Origin of the sequence: Streptomyces sp. MNU76 (assembly GCF_020982545.1) — a bacterium.
Lineage (GTDB): Bacteria > Actinomycetota > Actinomycetes > Streptomycetales > Streptomycetaceae > Streptomyces.
Genome location: NZ_JAJKLK010000008.1, coordinates 227,889 through 252,500, shown reverse-complemented (window position 1 = coordinate 252,500; position 24,612 = coordinate 227,889). Strand labels below are relative to the sequence as shown.

The 24,612-nt window shown below is 73.5% G+C and carries 19 protein-coding genes and 1 pseudogene; 15 read left to right on the top strand and 5 right to left on the bottom strand.

All coding sequences use genetic code 11. From position 1 onward, the window contains the following. Positions 1-33: 33 nt before the first annotated feature. Genes E4N62_RS21340 through E4N62_RS21325 form a run of 4 tightly spaced genes read right to left on the bottom strand, consistent with a single transcriptional unit; the run spans position 34 to position 4,931 of the window. Entirely contained in the window at positions 34-1,206 is a 1,173-nt protein-coding gene (locus tag E4N62_RS21340; protein ID WP_230216721.1) for an XdhC/CoxI family protein, read from the bottom strand. After that, positions 1,199-3,319 carry a xanthine dehydrogenase family protein molybdopterin-binding subunit gene (locus E4N62_RS21335; RefSeq protein WP_230216719.1) on the bottom strand — a complete coding sequence of 707 codons (2,121 nt, stop codon included), beginning with the start codon at positions 3,317-3,319 and terminating at the stop codon, positions 1,199-1,201. The genes E4N62_RS21340 and E4N62_RS21335 overlap by 8 nt, the downstream gene beginning before the upstream one ends. After that, positions 3,316-4,368: a xanthine dehydrogenase family protein subunit M gene (locus E4N62_RS21330; RefSeq protein WP_230216717.1), complete on the bottom strand. Its 1,053-nt coding sequence runs from the start codon at positions 4,366-4,368 to the stop codon at positions 3,316-3,318. The genes E4N62_RS21335 and E4N62_RS21330 overlap by 4 nt, the downstream gene beginning before the upstream one ends. Next, positions 4,365-4,931: a (2Fe-2S)-binding protein gene (locus tag E4N62_RS21325; protein WP_230216715.1), complete on the bottom strand. Its 567-nt coding sequence runs from the start codon at positions 4,929-4,931 to the stop codon at positions 4,365-4,367. Before E4N62_RS21325 ends, E4N62_RS21330 begins: the two co-directional genes overlap by 4 nt. A gap of 211 nt (positions 4,932-5,142) precedes the next feature. Between E4N62_RS21325 and E4N62_RS21320 the strand changes: the two genes are divergently transcribed. Further along, the gene (locus tag E4N62_RS21320) at positions 5,143-5,718 is read left to right on the top strand and encodes a TetR/AcrR family transcriptional regulator (RefSeq protein WP_230216713.1); all 576 of its coding nucleotides are present in this window, start codon (positions 5,143-5,145) and stop codon (positions 5,716-5,718) included. Between the two features lie 498 nt (positions 5,719-6,216). Here the strand turns inward: E4N62_RS21320 and E4N62_RS21315 are convergent, their stop codons facing one another. Next, on the bottom strand, positions 6,217-7,686 hold the full coding sequence (locus tag E4N62_RS21315) for an MFS transporter (RefSeq protein ID WP_230216711.1): 1,470 nt from the start codon (positions 7,684-7,686) through the stop codon (positions 6,217-6,219). A gap of 308 nt (positions 7,687-7,994) precedes the next feature. On the opposite strand from E4N62_RS21315, the gene E4N62_RS21310 reads away from it, so the two are divergent. From E4N62_RS21310 to E4N62_RS21245, 14 genes and pseudogenes are all read left to right on the top strand, one after another. Then, entirely contained in the window at positions 7,995-9,491 is a 1,497-nt protein-coding gene (locus E4N62_RS21310; RefSeq protein WP_230216709.1) for a hypothetical protein, read from the top strand. Positions 9,492-9,682: 191 nt separating this feature from the next. Continuing rightward, positions 9,683-10,936: a MoxR family ATPase gene (locus tag E4N62_RS21305; protein ID WP_230216707.1), complete on the top strand. Its 1,254-nt coding sequence runs from the start codon at positions 9,683-9,685 to the stop codon at positions 10,934-10,936. After that, positions 10,933-12,189, top strand: a complete 1,257-nt coding sequence (locus tag E4N62_RS21300; RefSeq protein WP_230216705.1) for a VWA-like domain-containing protein — start codon at positions 10,933-10,935, stop codon at positions 12,187-12,189. The genes E4N62_RS21305 and E4N62_RS21300 overlap by 4 nt, the downstream gene beginning before the upstream one ends. 234 nt (positions 12,190-12,423) lie before the next feature. After that, positions 12,424-13,680 (top strand): ATP-grasp domain-containing protein, encoded by a 1,257-nt coding sequence (locus tag E4N62_RS21295; protein ID WP_230216703.1) that lies wholly within the window; start codon positions 12,424-12,426, stop codon positions 13,678-13,680. After that, the gene (locus tag E4N62_RS21290) at positions 13,677-14,534 is read left to right on the top strand and encodes a Rossmann-like domain-containing protein (protein ID WP_230216701.1); all 858 of its coding nucleotides are present in this window, start codon (positions 13,677-13,679) and stop codon (positions 14,532-14,534) included. The genes E4N62_RS21295 and E4N62_RS21290 overlap by 4 nt, the downstream gene beginning before the upstream one ends. Further along, complete coding sequence (locus E4N62_RS21285) at positions 14,531-15,619, top strand: PLP-dependent cysteine synthase family protein (RefSeq protein WP_230216699.1); 1,089 nt, start codon at positions 14,531-14,533, stop codon at positions 15,617-15,619. The genes E4N62_RS21290 and E4N62_RS21285 overlap by 4 nt, the downstream gene beginning before the upstream one ends. Then, complete coding sequence (locus E4N62_RS21280) at positions 15,616-16,740, top strand: mandelate racemase/muconate lactonizing enzyme family protein (RefSeq protein ID WP_230216697.1); 1,125 nt, start codon at positions 15,616-15,618, stop codon at positions 16,738-16,740. Before E4N62_RS21285 ends, E4N62_RS21280 begins: the two co-directional genes overlap by 4 nt. Beyond that, positions 16,724-17,986, top strand: coding sequence for an MFS transporter (locus tag E4N62_RS21275; protein ID WP_230216695.1), 1,263 nt, complete (start codon positions 16,724-16,726; stop codon positions 17,984-17,986). The genes E4N62_RS21280 and E4N62_RS21275 overlap by 17 nt, the downstream gene beginning before the upstream one ends. Further along, a pseudogene (locus E4N62_RS21270) lies at positions 17,983-18,762 on the top strand (class I SAM-dependent methyltransferase); the annotation flags it as partial. The gene E4N62_RS21275 and the pseudogene E4N62_RS21270, both read left to right, overlap by 4 nt. Positions 18,763-18,835: 73 nt before the next feature. Beyond that, positions 18,836-20,434: an ABC transporter substrate-binding protein gene (locus tag E4N62_RS21265; protein WP_230216693.1), complete on the top strand. Its 1,599-nt coding sequence runs from the start codon at positions 18,836-18,838 to the stop codon at positions 20,432-20,434. Between the two features lie 5 nt (positions 20,435-20,439). Beyond that, positions 20,440-21,483 carry an ABC transporter permease gene (locus E4N62_RS21260; RefSeq protein WP_230217067.1) on the top strand — a complete coding sequence of 348 codons (1,044 nt, stop codon included), beginning with the start codon at positions 20,440-20,442 and terminating at the stop codon, positions 21,481-21,483. Beyond that, positions 21,480-22,382, top strand: coding sequence for an ABC transporter permease (locus tag E4N62_RS21255; RefSeq protein WP_230216691.1), 903 nt, complete (start codon positions 21,480-21,482; stop codon positions 22,380-22,382). Before E4N62_RS21260 ends, E4N62_RS21255 begins: the two co-directional genes overlap by 4 nt. Before the next feature lie 69 nt (positions 22,383-22,451). Continuing rightward, positions 22,452-24,017 (top strand): ABC transporter ATP-binding protein, encoded by a 1,566-nt coding sequence (locus E4N62_RS21250; RefSeq protein WP_374117028.1) that lies wholly within the window; start codon positions 22,452-22,454, stop codon positions 24,015-24,017. Positions 24,018-24,459: 442 nt separating this feature from the next. Continuing rightward, on the top strand, positions 24,460-24,612 hold the full coding sequence (locus E4N62_RS21245; protein WP_230216689.1) for a hypothetical protein: 153 nt from the start codon (positions 24,460-24,462) through the stop codon (positions 24,610-24,612).

Here is a 24,612-nt window from a genome sequence, read left to right as displayed (position 1 = left end):
GACCACATACTCAGGTCGCCCCGTCCGACGTACTCAGGCCGCCACCACGGCTCCCCGCTCCCCCGCATCCCGGTGGATCGGTGCGTCCGAACCGGTCAGCGGCACACCCGTGCCACCGCGCCGGGCCGCGACGATCTCCGCCGCGATGGACAGGGCCGTCTCCTCGGGCGTCCGGGCACCGAGGTCGAGCCCGATCGGGGACCGCAGCCGGGCCAACTCCCTCTCGGTGAGCCCGACTTCGCGCAGTCTCCGGTCGCGCTCGGCGTGCGTGCGGCGGGAGCCCATCGCGCCCACGAACGCGACCGGCATCCGCAGGGCCTCCTTGAGCAGGGGGATGTCGAACTTGGCGTCGTGGGTGAGCACGCACAGGACGGTGCGGTGGTCGGTCGCGGTGCGCCGCAGATAGCGGTGCGGCCAGTCCACGACGATCTCGTCCGCCTCGGGGAAGCGGGCCCGGGTGACGAAGACCGGTCGGGCGTCGCACACGGTGACGTGGTACCCGAGGAACTTGCCCGCCCGCACCAGTGCCGACGCGAAGTCGATCGCCCCGAACACGATCATGCGGGGTGGTGGCACCCTCGTCTCCACGAGGAGGGTGAGACCGTCCGGGCAGTACGACCCGTCCGCGGAGAGCTCGATCGTGCCGGTGCGTCCGCCGTCCAGCATGGCCCGCGCCTCGGCGACGGCGGTCCGGTCCAGGTCCAGATGCCCGCCGAGACCACCGTCGTAGGCGTACGCGCCTTCACGTACCCCGCCGGACGCTCCCTCGGCGCGTACGAGCAGGGCCTGTCCGAGGAGTTCCGACGGGCCCCGGACGACGCGGACGACGGCCGTCGGCTCGCCCTCGGCGGCGGCCGAGAGCGCGGAGCGCAGGACCGCTCGGGCGGGTGACCGTGCGGTGACGGGGGTGACCAGGATGTCGATCACCCCGCCGCAGGTCAGGCCGACGGCGAAGGCGTCCTCGTCGCTGTAGCCGAAGCGCTGCAGGACCGTCTCGCCGTCCGTCAGGGCCTGTGTGCACAGCTCGTACACCGCGCCCTCGACGCATCCGCCGGAGACGGAGCCGATGACCGTGCCCTCGGCGTCGACGGCGAGGGCCGCACCGGGACCGCGCGGTGCGCTGCCGCCGACCGCGACGACGGTGGCCACGGCGAAGTCGCGGCCCTCCTCGGCCCAGGCGGTCAGCTCGGTGGCCAGGTCAAGCATCTCGGGCCGCCGTCAGGACGCGGTCGGGCCGGATCGGCAGACGGCGGTGACGGACGCCGGTGGCGTGCCAGACCGCGTTGGCGACGGCGGCCGCCGCGCCGACGATGCCGATCTCGCCGATGCCCTTGATGCCGACGGGGTCCTCGGGGTCGTGGTCGTCCACCCAGTCGGCCTCGACGGCGGGGACGTCGGCGTGCGCGGCCACGTGGTAACCGGCGAGGTCGGCGCCGTAGTGGCCGCCGGACGCCCGGTCGCGTACCGCCTCCTCGTGCAGGGCCATGGACAGGCCCCAGGTCATGCCACCGATGAACTGGCTGCGGGCGGTGAGGGGGTTGACGATCCTTCCGGCCGCGAAGATGCCGAGCATGCGGCGTACGCGTACCTCGCCGGTGGCGGGGTCCACGGCGACCTCGGCGAACTGGGCGCCGTAGGAGTGCCGTTCCTTCTGGGCGAGGGCGCCGATGGCGGCGGTGGTGTCCGAGCGGACAGTGATGCCCTCGGGCGGGACGCCGCCACCGAGGGCGAGCCGTTCCCGCAGTTCGCCCGCCGCGAGGGTGACCGCCCAGGACCAGGAACGGGTGCCCATCGACCCGCCGGCGATCATGGCCGGGCCGAGGTCGCTGTCGCCGAGCCGCACCCGGATCCGGTCCACCGCCACCTCCAGCGCGTCGGCGGCGACCAGGGTGAGCGCGGTGCGGGCGCCCGTCCCGATGTCCGCCGCGTTGACCCGCACGGTGTAGGTGCCGTCGGCCTCGGCCGTCACCGCGGCCGTGGACGGCATGGCTCCCGCGCCGAAGGAGGCCGCCGCCGTCCCCGTGCCGAGCAGCCAGCGGCCGTCGCGGCGCACACCGGGGCGTGGGTCGCGATCGGCCCACCCGAACCGGCGGGCGCCCTCACGGAAGCAGGCCCGCAGGTTGCGGCCGGCGAACGGCAGCCCGGAGACCGGGCCGCGCTCGGGTTCGTTGCGGGCACGCAGTTCGATCGGATCGATGCCCAGCTTCTCGGCGAGTTCGTCGAGCGCCGACTCCAGGGCGAAGGATCCCGGGGCCTCGCCGGGCGCCCGCATGAACGTCGGGGTGGGCACGTCGAGCCGTACGACCCGGTTGACCGTGTGGTGGGCGTCGGCGTCGTACATCACGCGGGCCGGTCCGGCAGCCGGCTCGACGAACTCGTGGACGGTCGAGGTGAGGCTGTGCGAGCGGTGTTCGAGCGCGCGCAGCCGTCCGTCGGCGTCGGCGCCGAGCCGGACCCGCTGGGTGGTGGGGCTGCGGTACCCAGCGAGGGAGAACATCTGACGTCGGGTCATGACCACCCGGACCGGCCGCTGCAGCACGGTCGCGGCCATGACGGCGGCGACCTGGTGCGCGCGCACGCCCTTGCCGCCGAAGCCGCCGCCGACGTGCTCGGAGCGCACCCGCACCGACGCGGGGTCGAGGGAGAACAGACTGGCGAGTTCGCCGGCGACCCACATGGTGCCCTGGTTGGCGTCGACGACATCGAGGCGGCCACCGTCCCAGCGGGCCGTCACGGCGTGCGGCTCCATCGGGTGGTGGTGTTCCTCGGGGGTGGTGTACTCGGCGTCCACGACGACCGCGGACGCGGCGAGTTCGGCCTCCAGGTCGCCCTTCCCGGTCACCGCGGGGCCGAAGCCGCCCGCGTCGTAGGCGTCCGGGTGCTCGGCGGTGAACGTGACGTCGTGCGGTTCCTGGTCGTAGTGCACGACCAGGGCCTCGGCGGCCTCCCTGGCCTGTTCGGAGGTCTCGGCGACCACCAGAGCGACCGGCCAGCCCAGATGGGGGATCCGGTCGTGCTGGAAGACGGCCGTGGTGGGGTCGGGCGTCATCCCCATGAGACTCGTGTAGTCGGTTTCGACGCGCGGGGCGTTCTCGTGGGTCAGGACGGCGAGCACGCCCGGCCGCGCGAGCGCGTCGGCGGTCTCGATCGCACGGATCCGGCCGCGCGCCACGGTCGACAGCGCCAGCCAGCCGTGGACGAGCCCGGCGAACGGGATCTCGCCGGCGTAGCGGGCCGCTCCGGTGACCTTGTCACGGCCCTCGACGCGGGTGTGCGCGGTGCCGACGGCGCCCCGGCGTTCCGTTGGGGTGGTGGTCATCGGGTGGCCTCCTCGGTGGCCGCGGAGGGGTGTTCACGGGTGGCTTCGGAGGTGGGGTCCGAGGCGGTGTCCGAGGTGAGTTCGGACAGGACCGCCACCACCAGGTTGCGCGTCAGCGTCACCTTGTAGGCGTTGTGCCGCAGCGGTCGCGCGGCCGCCAGCTCGGCGTCGGCGGCGGCCGCGAAGGCCTCGGCGTCGGCGGGCGCGCCGGTCAGCGCGCGTTCCGCGGCGTGGGCCCGCCACGGCCTGGACGCGACCGCCCCGAACGCCAGCCGCACGTCGTGGACGACACCGTCCCGGACGTCGAGCGCGGCGGCGATCGAGCCGATGGCGAAGGCGTACGAGGCGCGTTCGCGCACCTTGCGGTAGCGGGAGCGGGCGGCCACCGGGGTGGGCGGCAGGGTGACGCCGGTGATCAGGGCGCCCGGCGGCAGGGCGGTCTCCAGGTGCGGGGTGTCGCCCACCGGGAGGTAGAAGTCGGCGAACGGCAACTCGCCCCGCCCATCGGCCGTTTCGTAGGAGACGACGGCGTCGAGGGCCGCCAGCGCCACTCCCATGTCGGAGGGGTGCGTGGCCACGCAGTGCTCGGACGCGCCCAGGACGGCGTGGTTGTGGTGCTCGCCCTCGATCGCGGGGCAGCCGCTGCCGGGGACCCGCTTGTTGCAGGGCCGGGTGACGTCGGCGAAGTAGCCGCAGCGGGTGCGCTGGAGGAGGTTGCCGCCGACCGTGGCCATGTTGCGCAGCTGTCCGGAGGCGCCGGCCAGTACCGCCTGGGCCAACACCGGGTAGCGGCGACGGACTTCGGGGTGCGCGGCGAGGTCGCTGTTGGTGACGGTCGCGCCGATCCGCAGTCCGCCGTCGTCGGTCGTCTCGATCTCGTCGAGCGGGAGTTCACGGACGTCGACGAGGCGGGCGGGCCGCTCGACGCCGGTCTTCATCAGGTCGACGAGGTTGGTTCCGCCGCCGAGGAAGCGCGCCTCGGGATCGGCGCCGAGCAGGGCGACCGCGCCGGAGACGTCATGGGCGCGCTGGTAGTCGAACTCCCTCACGCCACGGCCTCCTTGGCCTTCGCGGCGCTGTCGGCGGCGGCGCGGGCGACGGCCTCGACGATCGACACGTAGGCGCCGCAGCGGCACAGGTTGCCGCTCATCCGCTCGCGGATCTCCTCGGGCGTCAGCGGTGGCGGTCCTGCCTGTGGGCGTACGTCGTCGGTGGCGGCGCTGGGCCAGCCCGCCGCGTGCTCCTCGATGACCGCGATGGCCGAACAGATCTGGCCCGGCGTGCAGTAGCCGCACTGGAAGCCGTCCAGATCGAGGAACGCCTGCTGCACGGGGTGGAGGTCGTCCCCGTCGGCGACACCCTCGATGGTGGTGATCTCACGCCCCTCGGCGGCCACCGCCAGCTGCAGACAGGACACGCTCCGCCGACCGTCGACGAGGACGGTACAGGCTCCGCACTGCCCCTGGTCGCAGCCCTTCTTGGTGCCCGTCATGTCGAGGCGCTCCCGCAGGGCGTCGAGCAGTGTGGTGCGGTGGTCGACGGAGAGCGTGTGCTTCTCTCCGTTGATGTTCAGGGTGATGGCGCTGTACGTCGATGAGGTGGCTGGGGACATGATCAGCCTTCTTTCGCGTATCCGGGACAGGTCGGGAGGGACTCGCTCCGGCCGACGGTCGAATCAGGAAAACGGTACGGCGCGGCTGTCGGCGCGGATGGCGCCGACGCTACGATGAGGCAACCGGACAGCCGTCCGGTCCGAGAAACGTAACGGACAGTTGTCCGCTTAACAAGCGCGGGTTTCGGTCACGGATTCCTCGGGAGGTCGCGTGCGGCAGAAGAAGGACGCCTCTCTGCGCTCGGACGCCCAGCGGAACCGCGAGCGCATCCTGTCGGTCGCGCTCGTCGAGCTGACCCGTGCCGCCGACACACCGCTGAGCAGGATCGCCAGGGAGGCGGGCGTCGGACAGGGCACCTTCTACCGCCACTTCCCCACCCGGCAGGCCCTCGTCCTGGAGATCTACCGGCACGAGATGCGGCAGGTCACCGACTCCGCCGCCGAACTGCTCGCCACCCGCGAGCCCGACCGGGCGCTGCGCGAGTGGATGGACCACCTCGCCCGGTTCGCCATGGCCAAGGCGGGCCTCGCGGACGCCATCCGGCAGGCCACCTGCGGCCCCGACGCCCCCGGCAAGCCGGACCCCACCCCGGTGTCCGAGGCCGCCGAACTCCTGCTCCGCGCGGGCGAGAAGGCCGGTACCGTCCGCCCCGGGATCACCGCGGACGACTTCTTCCTCGCCATCGCCGGCCTCTGGCAGATCGACCCCGAGGACTGGCAGCCGCGCGCGACCCGCCTCCTCGACCTGGTCATGGACGGCATGCGCTCGGGAGCCCCGGAGAGCTGAGACACCGAGGAAGTCCGCGCGGGTGCGGGACGGTCCTCCCCCGGTTCACCGGGTCAGGACTTCTCGAGCTTGCACGCCTTCTTCACGGCCAGTTCGGAGGTCGACGCCCGGTCGACGCCTTCGACGCTGAGGCTGACCTGGCCGTGGCCGTTGCGGTCGGGGTGCTCGGCGGGCAGCGTGGTGAGCGCCGGATGCGTGATCAGCGCACGGTTCTCGCCACCGGTACCCCCTCGCCGGGTCGCCGCCGTCGAAGGACGCCCCGACGGTCAGCGCCCGGACCTTGCCCCGCGCCCGCTCCCCCGTCCGCTGGATCGTGAACGGCACGGCCGCCGTGCGGCCCTCCGCCGCCCGTGACCACAGGGCGACCGGCGACGCGAAGCGCACCGGCCAGCGGCAGCGCGGCCGTCGGCGACCACGGCTCCACCAACCGACACCGACCGCGTTCACTTTCAACTGGGCCGCCTGCACCAGCGGTTGACGCGCGTCGGCGTGCCGCGCTCAGCCGGGCGGCGCGCCGGCCGCACCACCCTTCAGCCGCTCCAGGTCGGAGGGCCGCACCTGGATGGCCAGGACGGCGATCAGGGCCGCGATCACGGTGAAGATGGCCGCCATGACGAAGGCGGCCGAGACACCCGCCGTGAGCACCTCGTCGGACCAGGGCTTCGGCAGCTGACCGGTCCGCTCGAACTCCAGGCGCTCGGCCGGGGTCGCCGTGGACTCGAAGTCCGAGAGTTGCTCATCCCTCTCGTTGGTGCTGGCCGTGCCGAACATCGTGACGAGGATGGAGAGACCGAGCGAACCGCCGACCTGCTGGGTGGCGTTCAGCAGCCCGGAGGCGGCGCCGGTCTCCGCGGGCGCGACGTCGGAGAGCGCCATCAAGGTCAGTGCGACGAACTCCATGCCCATGCCCAGGCTGAAGACGAGCATCGGGCCGAGCACGCTGCCGGCGTAGGTGGAGTCCACGTCGGTCAGGGTCAGCCACCCCAGGCCGGCCGCCGCGAGGATCGCGCCCACCACCATGAACGGCTTGGGACCGTACACGGGCAGAAACCGTGAGGCCAGCCCGGCGCCGACCGCGATGACCGCGCTGACCGGCAGGAACGCGAAGCCGGTGGCCAGCGGGCTGAAGTCCAGGACGTTCTGGGTGAAGAGCGTCAGGAAGAAGAACATGCCGAAGATCGCCGCGGCCAGGCACAGCATGATGCCGTAGGTGCCCGCGCGGTTGCGGTCGGCGAACATGTGCAGCGGGGTGATCGGCTGCCGGGACCGCCGCTCCACCAGCACGAACACCACGAGCAACACCACGGCCCCGGCGAACGACGCCAGCGTCAGCCCGTCCCGCCAGCCCTCCTGCGCGGCCCGGATGAAGCCGTACACCAGGAGCACCATGCCCAGGGTGGAGGTCAGCGCGCCGGTGATGTCGAAGTGGCCCGGGTGCCGTTCGGACTCCTTGATCCAGCGGGGCGTCGCCAACGCGATCAGCAGTCCGATCGGCACGTTGACGAACAGAACCCACCGCCAGTTCAGCCACTCCACGAGGATGCCGCCGGCGAGCAGTCCGATCGCGCCGCCGCCCGCCGAGACGGCGGCGAACACCCCGAACGCCCGGTTGCGCTCGGGTCCTTCGCGGAACGTCGTACTGATCAGCGCCAGGGACGTCGGGGACGCGATGGCACCGCCGACGCCCTGGAGGGCGCGGGCGGCGAGGAGTTGGCCCTCGTTCTGGGCGAGACCGCCGAGGAGCGAGGCCAGCACGAACAGCAGCACGCCGAAGACGAACACCCGCCGCCCGGCCCGTCCGCCCAGCAGCAGCAGGCCGCCGAACGTGAGCGTGTACGCGTTGACCACCCACGCCAGGCTCGTCGTCGAGAAGTCCAGCGACCGCTGGATGTCCGGCAGCGCGATGTTCACGATGGTGATGTCCAGCACCACCATCAGCTGGCACGAGGCGATGACGAACAGCGCCATCGCACTTCCCCCACCCCCTGTTTCCGAGGTGGTGGTCCGCACTGGGGAGGTCGGCTGCGAATCGCTCATGACGTGTCGCAAAGGCGTCGCTGAAGCAGGGTGCGGTGCGCGAGCGCGTCCACCGCCGCGGTCACTGTTCGACCGTACGCCGGTGCCCTGGCCCGCACCACTCGGGCTCGGTGGCCTCGGGCGCGCACACCCGGGTCGAAAGACAGGTGCGGGAGCGGGAGGTGTGGCGTTACCATCCCCGCGATGACTACTCGTTCCCTCAGCAGATCGGGGGTTCCGTCCGCGCAAGGTGAGTGCTGATGCTCACCGATGCAGCGAACGGGGATCCCCGGCTTTCCTTCTGGTTGCGCGTGCGTGAGTTCGCCGTGCCACCCTCCATGATCGAGACCGCGGCCGCTCGCCGTGCCGTCGGCGACTGGGCCGGCGCATGTGCCGCCGCGGCCGTCGACATCGATCTCGACCTGCGTTCCCTGGCAGCCCGTCACGGCTCGGAGCTGGCGTCCCAAGTCCGTTCGGACCTACGGCACTTGGCACCGGACCTGCTGCGTTGGCACATGCCGAGGATCGCTCCCGACGGGCTGCTGCGACCGGGCCTGACCCTCACCCTCGCCCGGTACCGGACGGCCGGGGGTGCCGGCTCGGGGCCGGTGCATCTGGTGGCCCGTACTCCGCCCGCGTGGGCCGACGCCGGCCAGCGGATCGGTCTCGCGCTGTGGGAGGGGTCCGGGCCCGAGGCCCGTGGCCATCCCCATCCACGGCCCAGCCGTCGCCATCGGTTCGATCTGCACCGCCATCTCTGGGACGCGCGCAGGGCCGGTGAGCTGCGGGGCCGTTCGGGAGCGGATCGACCCACGGGCGAGGGGGCACCACCGGCGGACCACCCCCACTCGCCCTCGCCCTCGCACCCGCCACTGCCTCTTCCGACGGCCTCGGACGAGTTGTGGGCGTGGGCGGCGGAGCAGGGTTGTGCCGTCGAGCGGTGGGCGGCGGAAGCGGCGATCGTGCTGCGCGCCGAGGGGCGGTCCACCGGCTCCGTGCTCGTACGGTGCGGCGCCCGACGGCGGCTCGTCCTGGACCTGGGCCCGGATGCCGGTACGGACCGGGCCCCGGGCGAGGACGCCCACGCGGAGGCGGACGACGACACCCCGCCACCCGCGCCACGGCTCACGGCCGCGTCCGGTGACGGCGGTGCCCTCGGCGCGCTGCCGGTGCTGCCCGACGCCGCGACCTGGGTCCTGCCCGATCTGGAACTGCTCCGTACCGGTGCGCTCGACGCCCATCGGCTGCATCCGCTGGTCGCGTCGGCGCTGGTACCGGACCATGTGCCGTCGGGTCCGGCCGAGGCGCCGGACCGGGCGGGGCAGCCGCGGACCGTGGAGTGCCGGGGAGAGCGGCACCGGATCGGTCTGGTCGACGGCGTGCTGGTGGCACTCGACCACGACCCGGACGAACTCCGGCGTGAGGAACTGCTGGTCGCGCTGACCGGCACTCCGCTCCCCTGCCTGCGGGCCATCGACGAGGCGCATCGCCGTCCGGACTGTCTGTCCGGCGTACGCGAGCGGCTGGACCACGGGGACGTCGCCGGGGCACTGGCCGTCGTCGAAGGGCTGCTGGGCCCCGAGGCGGTCCTGCGCGACGGCCCGCTGCGGGAGGAGCTGGAGTCCGCGGCGCGCCGGCGGATCGCCTACGGCCTGTACCGGGCCGGTCTCGCCGAACCCCTCTCCGGCCGGGTCCGCTCCAACGTCGGCCGTCGACCGTCCCGCCGGCGCCGCCCCCGCGTGGCGACCTTCTTCTGACCGACCACCTCGCACACCCCCCGACCACACATCTCGCGCGCCTCCGACCGTCCACCTCGGACGCTTCTCAGCCCTGAACACCCGTCTCGCACGCTCTGATCAGCCACCTCGCACGCCTGCGACCACACCCCTCGCGCGCCTGCGACCGCGTGCGTTCGGCTTCAGCCCTCTACACCCCAAGGTGATCCCACATGCCCACACGCACTCCGTTCGCCCTGCCCTCCGACGCCGACCCGCTCTCCCAACTCGACGTGGCCGCCGACCTGTTGAGCATGTTGCGCACCACGTCCACCGAACCGCGCCCCGACATCCAGCTGGAGGCGCTGACCCTGGCCGTCGCCGCGGACCTGCCCGTACTGCTGTGGGGTGAACCGGGCATCGGCAAGACCGCGGCGCTGACCCAGCTCGCCGCCTCCCTCGATCTTCCGCTGACGACCGTGATCGCCAGCGTGCACGAGCCGTCCGACTTCTCGGGCCTGCCGATCGTCGGGGACGACCCGGCCGAGCAGGGTGTCCCCATGGCTCCGCCGGACTGGGCGGTGCGCCTGGTGCGCGCCGGCCGGGGGCTGCTCTTCCTGGACGAGCTGTCGACGGCGCCGCCCGCCGTCCAGGCCGCGCTGCTGCGGCTGGTGCTGGAGCGCAGGATCGGCACGCTCCAACTGCCGCCGGACGTAAGGATCGTGGCCGCCGCCAACCCCAGGTCCTCGGCGGCCGACGGCTGGGAGCTGAGCCCGCCGTTGGCCAACCGGTTCGTCCACCTGCAGTGGACGCACGACCACGAGGTCGTCGTACGGGGGCTCGGGGGAACCTGGCCCCGGGCCACCCTGCCGCGGCTGGCACCGGAGCGGCTGGCGGAGGCGGTGGACTTCGCGCGGCGCGCGGTGTGCACGCTGCTGGCCGCGCGCCCCAAGCTCGTGCATCAGCTGCCCAACAGCGAGAGCCGGCGCGGCGGGCCCTGGCCGTCGCCGCGGAGCTGGGAGATGACGCTGCGGCTGATCGCGTTCGCGACCGCCTCCGGTGTCTCGCGCGACGTGCTGTCCCTCCTGGTCAGGGGCACCGTGGGCGACGGGCCGGGGTTGGAGCTGCTGGCCGGACTGGACCGGCTGGACCTCCCCGACCCCGAGGTGCTGCTCGCCGACCCGACGGCGGAGGAACTGCCCCAGCGGGGGGATCTGCGGCAGGCGGTGCTCGACGGGGTGGTGGCGGCGGTCCGGTCGCGACCGGACAAGGCACGGTGGGACGCGGCGTGGGCGCTGCTGGTTCGGGCGCTGGAGACGGGGGCGCCGGATCTGGTGGTCGTCCCCGCCACCACCCTCGCCTCGCTGCGCCGCGACGACTGGGACGTTCCGACGGCGATCGAGAACCTCGCCGGAGTGGTCACCCTCTCCCGCCGGGCGGACGAGGCGGCGGCCCGCGCGAAGGCGGCGACGAAGGTGCGCCGATGAGCACGGCCACCGGGCACGACACCGGCGAAGGCACCCTCGACCTCGACAAGCTCTTCACCGCCCGGCTCCAGGCGGCGCGGGCCCGGCCCTATCTGGCGACCGCCCTGTTCGCGCTGCACACCGTCGAGTCCCGGCGGGTGCCCACGATGGCCGTGGACCGGCACTGGAGGTGCTACGTCTCCCCCGGCTTCGTGGACCGCACGCCGGTGGAGGAGCTGGCCGGGGTGTGGGTGCACGAGGTGTCCCATCTGCTGCGGGACCATCACGGGCGCAGCGACCGGGTCGCCAGGGAACGGGAACTGACCGGCCCCGGGGAGCGGCTGCGGATGAACATCGCCGCCGACTGCGAGATCAACGACGACATCTTCGGCGACGGACTGGTCAAGCCCGCGGGCGTCGTCGAACCGGGGTTCCTGAGACTGCCCACGGGGCAGTTGATGGAGGACTATCTGCGACAGTTCCAACTCGGTGCCGCCACCCTGGAGTTGGCTTGGCTGGACTGCGGCAGCGGCGCCGACGGCCTGGAGCGGGAGTGGGAGCTGGGCCCGGACGGGGCGCATGGCCTGACCCCGCAGGAACGGGACGCGGTCCGCTTCCGGGTGGCCCAGGGCATCAAGGGCCGTCCGGGCTCCGCGCCCGAGGGGTGGCAGCGCTGGGCGGAGGAGGCGTTCCATCCGCCGCAGCCGTGGCGGGCGTTGCTGGGTGCGGCGGTCCGCTCCGCGGCCTCCGCGCCGGGCGCCGGGGAGGACTACAGCTACGGCCGGCCGTCGCGGCGCTCCGCCGGTGTGCCGGGCACGGTGCTTCCGAGCCTGCGGCGCCGCCCGCCCCATGTCTCCGTGATCATCGACACCTCGGGGTCGGTCAGCGACGCGGAACTGGGCAGCGCGCTGCTGGAGGTCGCCGCGATCTCCCGGGCGGTGGGCGGCCGGCGTGACCTCGTCACCGTGGTCCCGTGCGACGCGGCGGCCCGGATCGCCCACCCGCTGTGCCGGGCGGAGGGCATCCCGCTGCTGGGCGGCGGCGGGACGAACCTGTGCGCGGGTTTCGCCAAGGCGCTCCGCAGTCACCCCAAGCCCGATGTCGTCGTGGTCCTCACCGACGGCCAGACGCCCTGGCCCGGCTCCCGGCCGCCGTGCCGGACGGTGGTCGGCCTCTTCCCCCGTCACGACGGACACACCAGGTACAACGAGGACGATCCCGACTATGTGCCGGACAACCCGCCCGAGTGGGCCCGCGTGGTCCAGATCGGCTAGGGCCTGTCGTTTGGATCACGCCGACTTCGGGAGGCGGCGCCTTGATACTGCCGGTGAGCGCGGGCGGACCCCGCCCCTTCTCCACCTCCACCTCCACTCCGCTTCCACCTTCACCCTCCCCCATGACAATGAAAACGATTATCGATAAGGTGCGCATGTCAAGCCGGGCGCCTCCTCGTCGAGGTGCCGTCGGGCTGCCCTGACGCCTGAACGCACCGCACGAAAAGGGGAGCTGTGGCTCATCTGTTGGTGGTCGAGAGCTGGGTCGGATCGATGAGCAGGCTGCTCCCACGGGCCATCCGGGAGGGCGGGCACGAGTTCACGTTCCTCACCCGGGACCTGCACCACTACCTGCGCTCGGCCCCCGAGGGCACGGCCCATCCGCTGCTGGGCGCGCGGAACGTGGTCACGGCCGACACCAACGACCTCGACACCCTGCTGCCGCAGACGGAACGCCTGCACTCGGTGTTCGGCTTCGACGGGGTCATCTCGTCCTGCGACTACTACCTGCCGACGGTGGCCCGAATCGCCGGGCACCTCGGGCTCCCCGGCCCGGGCCCGCAGGCCGTGGCGGACGCCTGCCGCAAGGACGCCACCCGCCGGGTCCTCGCCGACGCCGGTGTGCCGGGCCCCCGCTTCGCCCTCCACGAGGAGTGGGCCGACATCGCCCGCGCGGCACGGGAGATCGGCTATCCGCTGGTCGTCAAACCCGTCGACCTGTGCGCGGGCATGTATGTGCGCAGGGTGGACGACGAGTCCGAACTCGCCGCCGCCGTGCGGTCGTTGGCCGACTTCCCGCTGAACGCGCGCGGGCAGCGCCGGGTGCCCGCCGTCCTCCTCGAAGAGCTGCTGACCGGTCCCGAGGTGAGCGTCGAGACCGTGTCCCACGCGGGAGCGGTGCACGTCGTGGGTGTCACCGACAAGAGCATCGGCGGGGCGCCCGCGTTCATCGAGACCGGGCACATGTTCCCCGCCGCGCTGACGGGCGCCGACACCGAGGCGGCCGAGCAGACCGCGCTGGGGGCGCTCAAGGCGCTCGGGCTGACCGACGGCGTCGTCGCCCACACCGAGATCAAGCTGACCCCGGCCGGTCCGCGGGTGGTCGAGGTGAACCCCCGGCCCGCCGGGAACCGCATCACCGAACTGGTCCGCCATGTCACCGGCATCGACCTCGCCGCGGCCGCCGTGGAGGTCGCCCTCGGCCGCGAACCCGACCTGCGGCGGCGGGAGACCGGCCTGCGCAGCGCGGCCGTCGGCTTCCTGGTACCGGAGACCTCGGGCACGCTCGAAGCCCTGGACGGCGGTGAACTCGCGGGCGCCGAGCACGTGTTGGAGGTCCAGCTCGCCGAGCCGGGCCGACAGGTCAAAGCGGCCGGCAGCAACAACGAGTATCTCGGCCATGTCATGGCGGGCGACCCGGGCGGGCCGGGCGCGCGCGGGCGGGTCGAGGCGCTGTTGGGCGAGCTGCGCGCCGGGCTGGTGATCCGGTGAGCACCGTCGCGCCGGTGGCCGGCACGGTCACGTACGAAGAACTGCTGGAGCGGGCACGGGCCGGTCGGCTCGGCCCGGACCCGGGCACGCTGCGCGTCGCGGTCGCGTTCGTGACCCGGCAGGCCGTCCGGCACGACGGGCGGGGCACCGGCTACCGCAACGAGGTGCTCAGTCTGCGTCTCGCCGGTGCCGTGGGGTCCTGCGCGGTCGAGCCCGGAGCGTTGCCGGACGCGGCGATCGACGACTGTGTCGGCGCCGATGTCGCCCGGCTCCTGGACCATCCGCTGGCGCCGGTGCGGGTGGCCGCGCTGGACGCGTATCTGATGCATATCGGCCCGCACATCCCCGAGAGCGGGGCACGACCGTTCCCCCTCCCGGCCGGTACGTCGCTGGAGAAGTCCCGGGCACGGGCGGGGGCCGTCGTCGAGCTGCTCGACCTGCCGCCGGGCGCGAGCGTGCTCGTGGTGGGGGTCGTCAACTCCCTCCTGGAGGCGTTGCGTTCACGGGGGCTCCACTATGTGCCGTGCGATCTCAAGGGCGGGGTCACGGAGTGGGGCGAGGAGGTCGTCACCGACGCGCTCGGCGCGGCCGGACGCTGTGACGCACTGCTGGTCTCCGGGATGACGCTGAGCAACGGCACCTTCGAGCCGTTGCGACGCCACGCCCTGGCGCACGACAAGCAGCTGGTGATGTTCGCGCAGACGGGCAGCGCGGTGCTGCCGCGGTTCCTCGGGCACGGGGTGAGCGCGGTGTGCGCGGAGCCGTACCCCTTCTTCTGGCTGGACGCGGGCGCGGGCACGCTGCACCGCTACCGCCTGGGCGAGGCCGACCGCGGACCGGGAGGCGGCCGGTGACCTCCTCGACCGTCCTGCGCAGCGTCGCCCGGCCGGAGCTGCTGTCCCTCGTCGGACGCACCCCGCTGGCGCGCATCACCGCGGATCTGCCCGGTCCGCACCCGGGGTTCTGGGCGAAGCTCGAAGGGCTCGCGGCGGGCGGGATGAAGGCACGGGCCGCCGTGTCCATGCTGCTGGGCGCCCGGGACCGCGGTGAACTGCGTCCCGGCGCACCGGTGGTGGAGTCGACGTCCGGCACGCTCGGCATCGGGCTCGCCTTCGCCGGACAGGCCCTCGGCCATCCGGTCGTGCTGGTAGGCGACAGCGAACTGGAGCCGTCCATGCGGCAGTTGCTGCGCTCGCACGGCGTCAGGCTGGAGCTGGTGGACCGTCCGGCGGCTCGGGGCGGCTGGCAGGCGGCGCGTCTCGCGCGGCTGCGGGAGCTGCTCGCCGTACTGCCGGGGGCGTACTGGCCCGACCAGTACAACAACCCCGACAACACGGCTGGATACGCCTCGCTGGCCGCCGAACTCGCCGTGCAGCTGGATCACCTGGATGTCCTGGTGTGCAGTGTCGGCACCGGCGGCCACAGCGCGGGCATCATCGGCCCGCTGCGTCGGCACTGGCCCGCGCTGCGCCTCATCGGCGTCGACTCCACCGGTTCGACGATCTTCGGCCAGCCGGCCCGGCCGAGACTGATGCGCGGCCTCGGCAGCAGCATCCATCCGCGCAACGTCGCCTACGACGCCTTCGACGAGGTCCACTGGGTCGGCCCGGCGGAGGCCGTCGACAGCTGTCGTCGTCTCGCCCGGGGCAGCTTCGTCAGCGGCGGCTGGAGCACCGGCGCGGTCGCGCTCGTCGCCGCCTGGGCGGCCCGCGTCCACCCGGGCGCCGTCGTCGCCACCGTCTTCCCGGACGGCCCGCACCGCTACCTCGGCAGCGTCTTCGACGACGACTTCGCCGCCGCTCACGGCCTCGACCCGGCCTCCGCCGCCGCGCGGCCCATGGAGATCCCCCATCCCGGCGCGGCCGAGGCCGTCGGCTGGGTGCGGTGCGGCAGGGTCGCCGACCCGCTCAAGGTCCCCGCTTCGGAAGAGAGACTGTGAAGGTCACCCAGCGCACCGTACGCCTCGAACTCGCCGAGCCGTTGCGCATCTCCCGCTCCACCATGGCCGCGCGCGACGCGGTGTGGCTCACCGTCCAGGACGACGACGGGATCCAGGGCCACGGTGAGGCCGTCACCAGCGTCTACTACGGCCTCGACGCCGACACCCTGGGCCGGCTCCTCACGGACGCCGCCTCGGACCTGCGCCGGTTCCCCGATCCGGAGAGCGCGCTGGAGGCCCTGCGGGACGGCGAGGTCGCCGGTCCTGAGGAGACTCCCGCGGCCGTGACCGCGGCGGTCGGCGCCGCGCTCCTCGATCTCGTCGGCAAGCGGGCCTCGGCCCCGGTGCACCGTCTGCTGGGCGCGCCCGACGCACCCGCGGCCGCGACCGCCCGGACCATCGGCATCACCTCACCGAGCCGGGCCGAGGCCGAGGCGCGCCGCCTCGCCGCGAGCGGCTTCGAGGTCCTCAAGGTCAAGGCCGGGGCGCCCGACCCCGAGAGCGACGTCGAACGCGTCCGGGTGGTCCGCGACGCCGCACCCGGGATCCGGCTTCTCCTCGACCCCAACGGCGCCTGGACGGTGGCTCAGGCGGAGGCGCTGCTGCCGCGCTTCGCTGAACTGGGCGTGGAGGCGGTCGAGCAGCCCGTCGCCCCGGGTGCCCCGGACGCCCTGGCCGCCCTGGCCGAGCGCTCCCCGCTGCCGGTCATCGCCGACGAGGACGCCGTGGGGCTGGAGGACGTCCGGCGGCTGGCGGGCCGGGTGCACGGGGTCAACGTCAAGCTCGCCAAGTGCGGCGGTGTCCCCGCGGCGTTGCGGATCGCCGCGCTGATCGAGGGCAGCGGGACGGAGCTGATGCTCGGTTGCCTCACCGCCAGCAGTCTCGGTCTCGCCCCGGCCGTCCACCTCGCCGACCGCGCCCGCTGGGTGGACCTCGACGGGCACCTCCTGCTCGCCGACGACCCGTGGACCGGTATCGGCGGCACCGACGGGGTCGTCCGGACGACGGACGCGCCCGGACTGGGAGTTCGGCCGCGCGCGGCCGACGGGACGGGGGAGGCACGCCGTGTGGACGTGGCGGCCGACGGGACGGGGGAGGTACATCGTGCGGACGTGGCATGAGATACGCCGTTTCCCGTTCGCGGTCCGCCTGCTCCTGGTCAACCAGCTCGGCGTCAACATCGGGTTCTATCTGCTGATCCCCTACCTCGCCACGCACCTCACCGAGAACCTGGGCATGTCGGCGGCGGTCGTCGGCGTCGTCCTGGGGGTCCGCAACCTCAGCCAGCAGGGCCTGTTCATCATCGGCGGTTCCGCCTCGGACCGGCTCGGCGCGCGGGGCGTCATCATCGCCGGGTGCGCCCTGCGGACCGTCGGGTTCGGGCTGTTCGCGCTCGGCGACGGACTGACGGTGCTGCTGGCCGCCTCGGTGCTCAGCGGGCTCGCCGGTGCGCTGTTCAACCCGGCGGTGCGGGCGTACCTGGCACAGGAGGCCGGGGAGCGCAAGGCGGAGGCGTTCGCGCTGTTCAACGTCTTCGCGACGACGGGTGCGCTGATCGGGCCCCTGCTGGGCAGCGTCCTGCTGCTGGTGGACTTCCGTACGTCGGCGCTCACCGCCGCCGGGATCTTCGCCGTCCTCACCGTCGCCCAGGCCCTCGTCCTGCCGGCGCGGAAGGTCGAGCCGAGCGGCGGCGGTGTCCTCGGGGACTGGCGGGAGGTGCTCGGCAACCGGGCGTTCCTGGCCTTCGCACTCGCCATGGTCGGCATGTTCACCCTGGAGAACCAGCTGTATCTGCTGCTGCCCGCCGGGGCCCGGGACGCCACCGGCTGGGACGGTGCCGCGGGGCTCGTCTTCCTCGTCGGCACGCTCGCCAACCTCGCGCTCCAGCTGCGCATCACCAAGGCACTCAAGTCACGTGGTGCCAGGGCCCGTTGGATCAGTGGAGGGCTCGCCGTGACCGGTCTGGCGTTCCTGCCGCCGGCCCTGGGGGCCGTCCTCGGCAGCCCGGGGTGGACCGGCGCGGTGCCCGTCCTCCTCGGCGCGCTGCTCCTCTACCTCGGCCTCATGGTGGCCTCGCCGTTCGTGATGGAGCTGATCCCCCGCTTCGGCCGCCCGGAGCTGACAGGCACGTACTTCGGGATCTTCTACGTCGTCTCCGGCGTCGCGGCCGCCGTCGGCAACACCGTCGTCGGCTGGGCCATGGACGCCGGGGAGAGCGGCGGACACACCTGGCTGCCGTGGGTGTGCTGTGCCCTGTTCGGTCTGGTGTCGGCGGCCGGGGTCGGCTGGTTGCACCGGCTGGGGGCGTTGCCCTCGAACCCCGAGGCCGTGGTGCCCGCCCCGGCCGGTGAGCGGAGCAACGCATGACGAACGCCAACCTCCTCACCGACAACCCGGAGCTGTACGAGGCCCGCTTCCCCGATCCGGAGCGGCTGGCCGGGCGCTGGGCCGAGGACTGCCTGCGCCGCCACGGGGCCGGACCACGGGTCCTGGACATGGGCTGCGGCACCGGACGCGACGCCGCCCACCTGCATGGCGCCGGCCGTACGGTGACCGGCGCCGACCTCTCCGAGGCGATGCTGGCCCACGCCCGCGCCCGGTATCCCGGTCCGTCGTACGTACGGGCCGATCTGCACGGCTTCGACCTGGGCCGGGCGGCCTTCGACGCGGTCGTGTGCCTGGACAGCTCCCCGCTGTACTGCCACACCAACGCCCAGCTCGACGGCTTCCTCTCCTCCTGCCGCCGGGCACTGGCGCCCGGCGGGCTGCTGGTCGCCGAGATGCGCAACGGCGCCTACTTCCTGGGCCGCACCGACCTGCTCGACGCCCCGGCCGTGGACTCCTTCACCTGGCGGGGCACCGCCTACCGGTCCACCACCACCCTCACCGTGGACCGCACCGCCCAACTCCTGCGCCGTACCCGCGTCTGGATCTCGGACGACGGCGCGGCACCCGTCGAACAGCGTTCCGCCTGGCGGTTGTTGTTCCCGCAGGAGCTGCGCCACTTGCTGACCGCGCACGGTTTCGACGTGCTCGAACTGCACGACGGGCCGGGACCGCGCACCGAACCGCCGTGGCAGGAGGGCCGATTGCCGGGCCGGACGGCCGACGCGGACCGTCTGCACGTCGTCGCGCGCCTCACCCCACCCCTGATCCCCTCGCCCCACCCCTGGTCGCCCCTCGCTCCCTCCTCCTCTCGACATCCAAGGAACCCTCATGCACGACGAACGTTTCCCCGGTCTGCGCCGACGCGGATTCCTCGCCGCCACGGGCGCCGCCGCACTCGGCACGCTCGCCCTGACCGCGTGCGGCGCGGACGGCACCGACACCGACACCGACTCCGGGACGAAGGGCGACGGCGGCACCCCCAAGCGGGGCGGACGGCTGCGGGCCGCGTTCGCGGGCGGCGGTGCCAGTGAGACCCTCGACCCGCACCTGGCCAACCTGTTCGCCGACGTCGCCCGCGCCAAGGCCCTCTACGACAAGCTCGCCGACTACGGGGCCGACCTGTCCGCGCGGCCGCGCCTGGCCGCCGAGTGGGAGTCGAACAAGACCCTGGACCGCTGGCAGGTCACCCTGCGCGAGGCCACCTTCCACGACGGCAGCCCGGTCACCGCCAAGGACGTCCTCTACAGCTACCGGCGGATCGCCGACCCCGAGAAGGCGTTCCGTGCGAAGGCGTCCCTGGAACCCATCGACCTCGACGCGAGCCGGGCCACCGGTGAGCGGTCCGTCGAGTTCGTGCTGAAGCGGCCGACCGCCGAATTCCCCAACGTGCTGGCGGCGTTCGGCGCGTACATCGTGCCGGAGAACGCAGGGAAGAACGCCGGCGACTTCGACAAGATGCCGATCGGCTCCGGCCCCTTCCGCTTCGTCTCCTTCTCCCCCGGCCGCTCGGCCGTCTTCCGCCGCTATGACGCCTACTGGGAAGGCGCCCCGCACCTCGACGAGCTCGAGTTCGTCGTCGCCAACGAGGAGTCGGCCCGGGTCAACGCGCTCCTCGGCGGGCAGGTCGAGTACGCCCACGAGCTCAACCCCACCACGGCCCGCGCCCACGAGGGCAAGGGGCAGATCGAGATCGTCCGGTTGCGGGGCAGTGCCATGCAGGCGTTCTGCATGAAGACCGACCGGGCTCCCTTCGACGACAAGCGCGTCCGGGAGGCGTTCTTCCTGATCGCCGACCGGCAGGAACTCGTCGACGGGGCCCTGTCCGGCGCGGGCGTCGTCGGCAACGACCTGTTCGGCAAGGGCTACGAGTACTACGCAGCCGATCTCCCGCAGCGCGAGCAGGACCTCGACCGCGCCCGGGCCCTGCTGAAGCAGGCCGGTGCGGAGAAGCTGAAGGTCACCCTCGACACCTCGGCCGTGGCCGCCGGGTTCACGGAGGCGGCCAGCATCTTCAAGGACCAGGCCGCCAAGGCGGGCGTCACCGTCGATGTGCGGATGGGCAGCAAGGACTCGTACTGGAGCGACATCCTCGACTCCGGCACCCTCTCCTGCTACCGGTCCGGTGCCATGCCCATCGAGGCGCACATCTCGCAGCGGCTGCTCAGCGACTCCACCACCAACGCCACCAAGTGGCACCACAAGGACTTCGACGCCCTGTACCAGCAGGCCCAGTCGACACGGGACAAGAAGGAGCGGGCCGCCGTCTACGAGCGGATGCAGCGCCAGCTGTACACCGAGGGCGGCTTCCTGATCTGGGGGTTCGCCGACTGGATCCTCGGAACCGCCAAGACGGTGAAGGGAGTGGAGACCAAGGCCCCGGCCAACACCCTCGACTGGGCACGCTTCGACAAGGTGTGGCTCGCGTGACACCGATGTTCACCCGCGCCCCGAAGGGGCGCGGGGAACCGCGCGACCAGCCACGACGGCGCCGCACCCACAGGACGCCCCCGTCCGGCACCCCCCGCGCAGCGCTACGCTCCTTCGTCGCCCGACGGCTGCTCCTCGGTGTCGCGCAGACCGTGGCCGTCGTACTGCTGGTCTTCGCGCTCACGGAGGCGCTGCCGGGCGACGCGGCGGTCGCACTGGCCGGCGACCAGCCCGACCCGGCGCGCATCGCCGCCATCCGCGAGGCGATGCACCTCGACCGGCCGGCGCACGAACGCTTGGCCGACTGGGCGACGGGGCTGCTGCACGGCGACTTCGGCACCTCGCTGACCTCCGGCCGCCCGGTCACCCAGTACATCGCCGACGGCTTCGGGCCGACGCTGCTGCTCGCCACGCTCACCGTGGCGCTGCTCGTCCCGGTCGGCTTCGGCCTCGGCGTACTGGCCGCCCGTCACGAGGGCGGCTGGGTCGACCGCCTGGTCAGCTCCCTGACGCTCGCCGTGTACGCGGTCCCCGAGTTCGCCCTCGGGGTGCTGCTGGTGACCGTGCTCGCGCTGAAGCTGGGCTGGCTGCCGCCGACCGCCGTCGGCTACGGCACCGATCTCCTCGCCCACCCGGCCGCCCTCGTCCTGCCCGTTCTCGTACTGCTCTCCCGGCCCGTCTGCTCCCTCGTCCGGCTGGTCCGGGCCGGCATGGTCGACGCCCTCGCCTCCCCGTACGTCGCCCACGCCCACCGGTACGGCGTCCCCGGCGCCCGCGTCCGCTACGCCCACGCCCTCCCGAACGCCCTCGCTCCCGCCGCCCAGCAACTCGCCCGTACCGTCGACTGGTTGCTGTGCGGCGTCATCGTCGTGGAGGCCCTCTACGTGATCCCCGGACTCGGCACCGTCCTGCTCAACGCCGTCGCCGAACGCGACGTCCCCGTCGTCCAGGGCCTCGCCGTGGTCTTCGGCGTCCTGACCGTCGTGCTCAACCTGGGCGCGGACGTGGTCGCCCGACGGCTGGCGCCCCGGGCGGGGGTGGCGTCATGACGACGGGCACGGACCTCGACGGGGCCGGCACGGGCGCCGCCCCGCGCACCGGGCGCAGACGGCCCACGGGCCGCTTCGCGCTCGGTGTCACGGTCATCGCCGTACCCCTCGTCCTCGCCCTGCTGGGACCGGTGTTGGCGGGCGAGCCGACCGCACGGGCCGCGTCCTTCACGCTCGGCGACGGGCACTGGCTCGGCACGGACTTCGTGGGCCGGGACGTGTGGCGGCAGGTGCTGCACGGCGGCCGGCCGGTCGTGCTCACCGCGCTCGGCGCCGGAGCTCTGGCCTATCTCGTCGCGCTGCCGGTCGGTCTCGTCGCCGCGCTGACGCACCGGCGCTGGCTGGAGGAACTGCTGATGCGTCCGCTGGACATCCTGATCGCCGTCCCGTCGCTGCTGCTGATCCTGCTGGTCGCCACCGTCCTCACCCCGGGCGCCGTCGGCCTCGCGCTGCTCGTCGCGCTGGTGAACGTGCCCGACGCGGCCCGCCTCGTGCGCGCCGCCGCCACGGAGGCCGCGGCCCGGACGGTCGTCGAGGCGCTGCGGCTCCAGGGCGAGAGCTGGTGGCGCACGGCCGTCGGCTACGTCGGCCGGACGATCCTGCGCACCCTCGGCGCCGACGCCGGCACCCGGTTGACCGGGGTGCTGTACCTGGTCGCCACGGCCGCCTTCCTCGGCGTCGGGGTGACCCCGGACGCCGCCGACTGGGCGGTGATGGTCGACCGCAACCGCACGGGCCTGTTCGTGCAGCCGTGGGCCGTGGTCGTTCCCGCGCTGCTGATCGTCGCCCTCACCACGGGCACGAACCTCCTCTTCGACGCGGCGCTGCAGAGGCCCGCCGGCCGCGTCGGCCTCGGCCGCCTCGGTCGGGGACAGGCACGGAAGGAACGACGCTCGTGAAGCGGTACGACGACGGGAGCGGCGCGGCCGTGCGGCTCCCTGGCCGAGCTCAAGGAGCTCCGGGTCGAGGTGGGCGGGCGGGCGATCGTCGACCGGGTCAGCCTACGGGTGCCACCCGGCAGGGTCACCGCGCTGGTGGGATCCTCGGGCAGCGGGAAGACGACCACCGGGCTGGCACTGCTCGGCGAGTTCCCGGTGGGCGCGCGCGTCACCGGCGAGGTCCGACGGGCGACCGCGGTGCTCGGTGCGGCGGACGGGTCCGGCGGAACCGAGGGCCTGGTCGGTTACGTGCCCCAGCATCCGGCCGCCGTCCTCAACCCCGCCCGCAGGATCAGCGCCCTCCTGACCGACATCGCCCGCCCCCGGGTACGCCATCTGCCACGCCGTCTCCGTCGGGACGCCGCTCGGGCCCAGGTGCTCCAAGCCCTGGCCGACGCGCGACTCCCGGACGCCGAGACCCTGTTGCGCCGCCACCCGCATCAGCTCTCCGGTGGCCAGCAGCAACGCGTCGTGCTCGCCCAGGCGCTCCTGCTCGGTGCCCGGATCATCGTCGCCGATGAGCCGACCACCGGCCAGGACGCCCTGACCAAGGGCCTCGTCGTCGAACAGCTGGCGACGCTCGCGGCGCGCGGCATCGCCGTCGTGCTGCTCAGCCACGACCTCGACGTCGTCCGCTCGCTCGCCGACGAGGTCCATGTCATGCGAGCGGGACGGGTCGTGGAGTCGGGCCCGACACAGCACGTGTGGTCGGCGCCCCGCCACGAATGGACCCGCCGCCTCCTGGCCGCTCGGACCCCGCTCCCCGCCCGCACGGCGGCGACCGCGCCCGTCGAGCGACCCGTCCTGCGCGTACGTGATCTCGTCGCCCGCCACCGCGACGGCTCACGCGGCTCCGCGGTCACCGTGCGCGCCCCCGAACTCGACCTACGCGCAGGGGAGTTTCTGGCAGTCGTCGGCCGTTCGGGCAGCGGCAAGACCACGCTGGCCCGCTGCCTCGCCGGGCTCCACCGCGACCACGAAGGCGAGGTCCTCCTCGACGGCACACCGCTGCCCCGTAGCCTGCGCGACCGCACCCGGGGGCAGTTGGCGGCCGTGCAGTACGTCTTCCAGGACGCCCGCGCCGCGTTCGACGAACACCGCCCGGTCCTGCGGCAGGTCGCCCGCACGGCGGTCCGCCTGCGCGGAGTCGACACGGTCATCGCCGAGACCGAGGCGCAGGCGACCCTGACCCGCCTGGGCCTCCCACCGGAACTGGCCCGGCGCCTCCCCACCCAGCTCTCCGGCGGCGAACTCCAGCGCGCAGCCCTGGCCCGCGCGCTGCTCGCCCACCCCCGCGTCCTGGTCTGCGACGAGATCACCTCGGGCCTGGACACGGTCAGTCGGCGGGGCATCCTCGATGTCCTCATGGGCCTGCTCAGCGCCGACGAGGACCCCGGGCCGGCCTCCGTCGGACCGGCGCTGGTCCTGATCACCCACGACCTGGAGACCGCCTCCGTCGCGGATCGCATCGCCGTCGTGGACGCGGGGGAAATCGTCGAACAGGGCCCGGCCCGCCGGCTCCTCACCGCACCACGGCACGCCTTCACGGCGTCGCTCGTCGCCACGGCGGCCCGGCCGCGCGTCCCGCAGGGATGAGGCCCGCGTCAACGGGTCGTGCCGGCGGCTCCCCCCTCGGGCCACCGCCGCCCCGGTCCGGGACCGCGCACCCCGTATACAGGGACACGTCCCGTGAAACGGGGAGCAACGGGGCATGCGGGCGGACGAGCTGAAGGGCTGACGCATGGGCACGGGCAGGGGCCGGTTCGGCGTCGCGGTGGCGGCGTCCCTGGTGTGGGCGCTCACCGGCTGCGGCGGGGGCGGCGTTCCGGACGGCGACGTGGGCGACGGCGGCAGGGACGGGTCACGGTCGGAGGAACGACAACGGCCGACGACGGCCCCGCCCACGGGCCCGGCCTCCGCCCGCCGACGAGCGCGACCGCGACGCGGGACGAGGCACGGCAGACGACACCAGCACGGGCACCGGCACGGGCCGTGGCACCGACACCGGCATCGGCACCGGCACCTGCTTCGACGGCCGGTGCGTACTCACCGTGTCCGGGCCTCGGGAGCGGGCACCGTCCTCAGCTCCTCGCTCGGCGCGGGCGGCACCGGCGGCCTCGACGGCCTCGGCTTCCGTGTGAAGTCGCTCCAGGGCGGCACAGCGGTGCTGGAGTTCTTCCCCCGCGCCTGA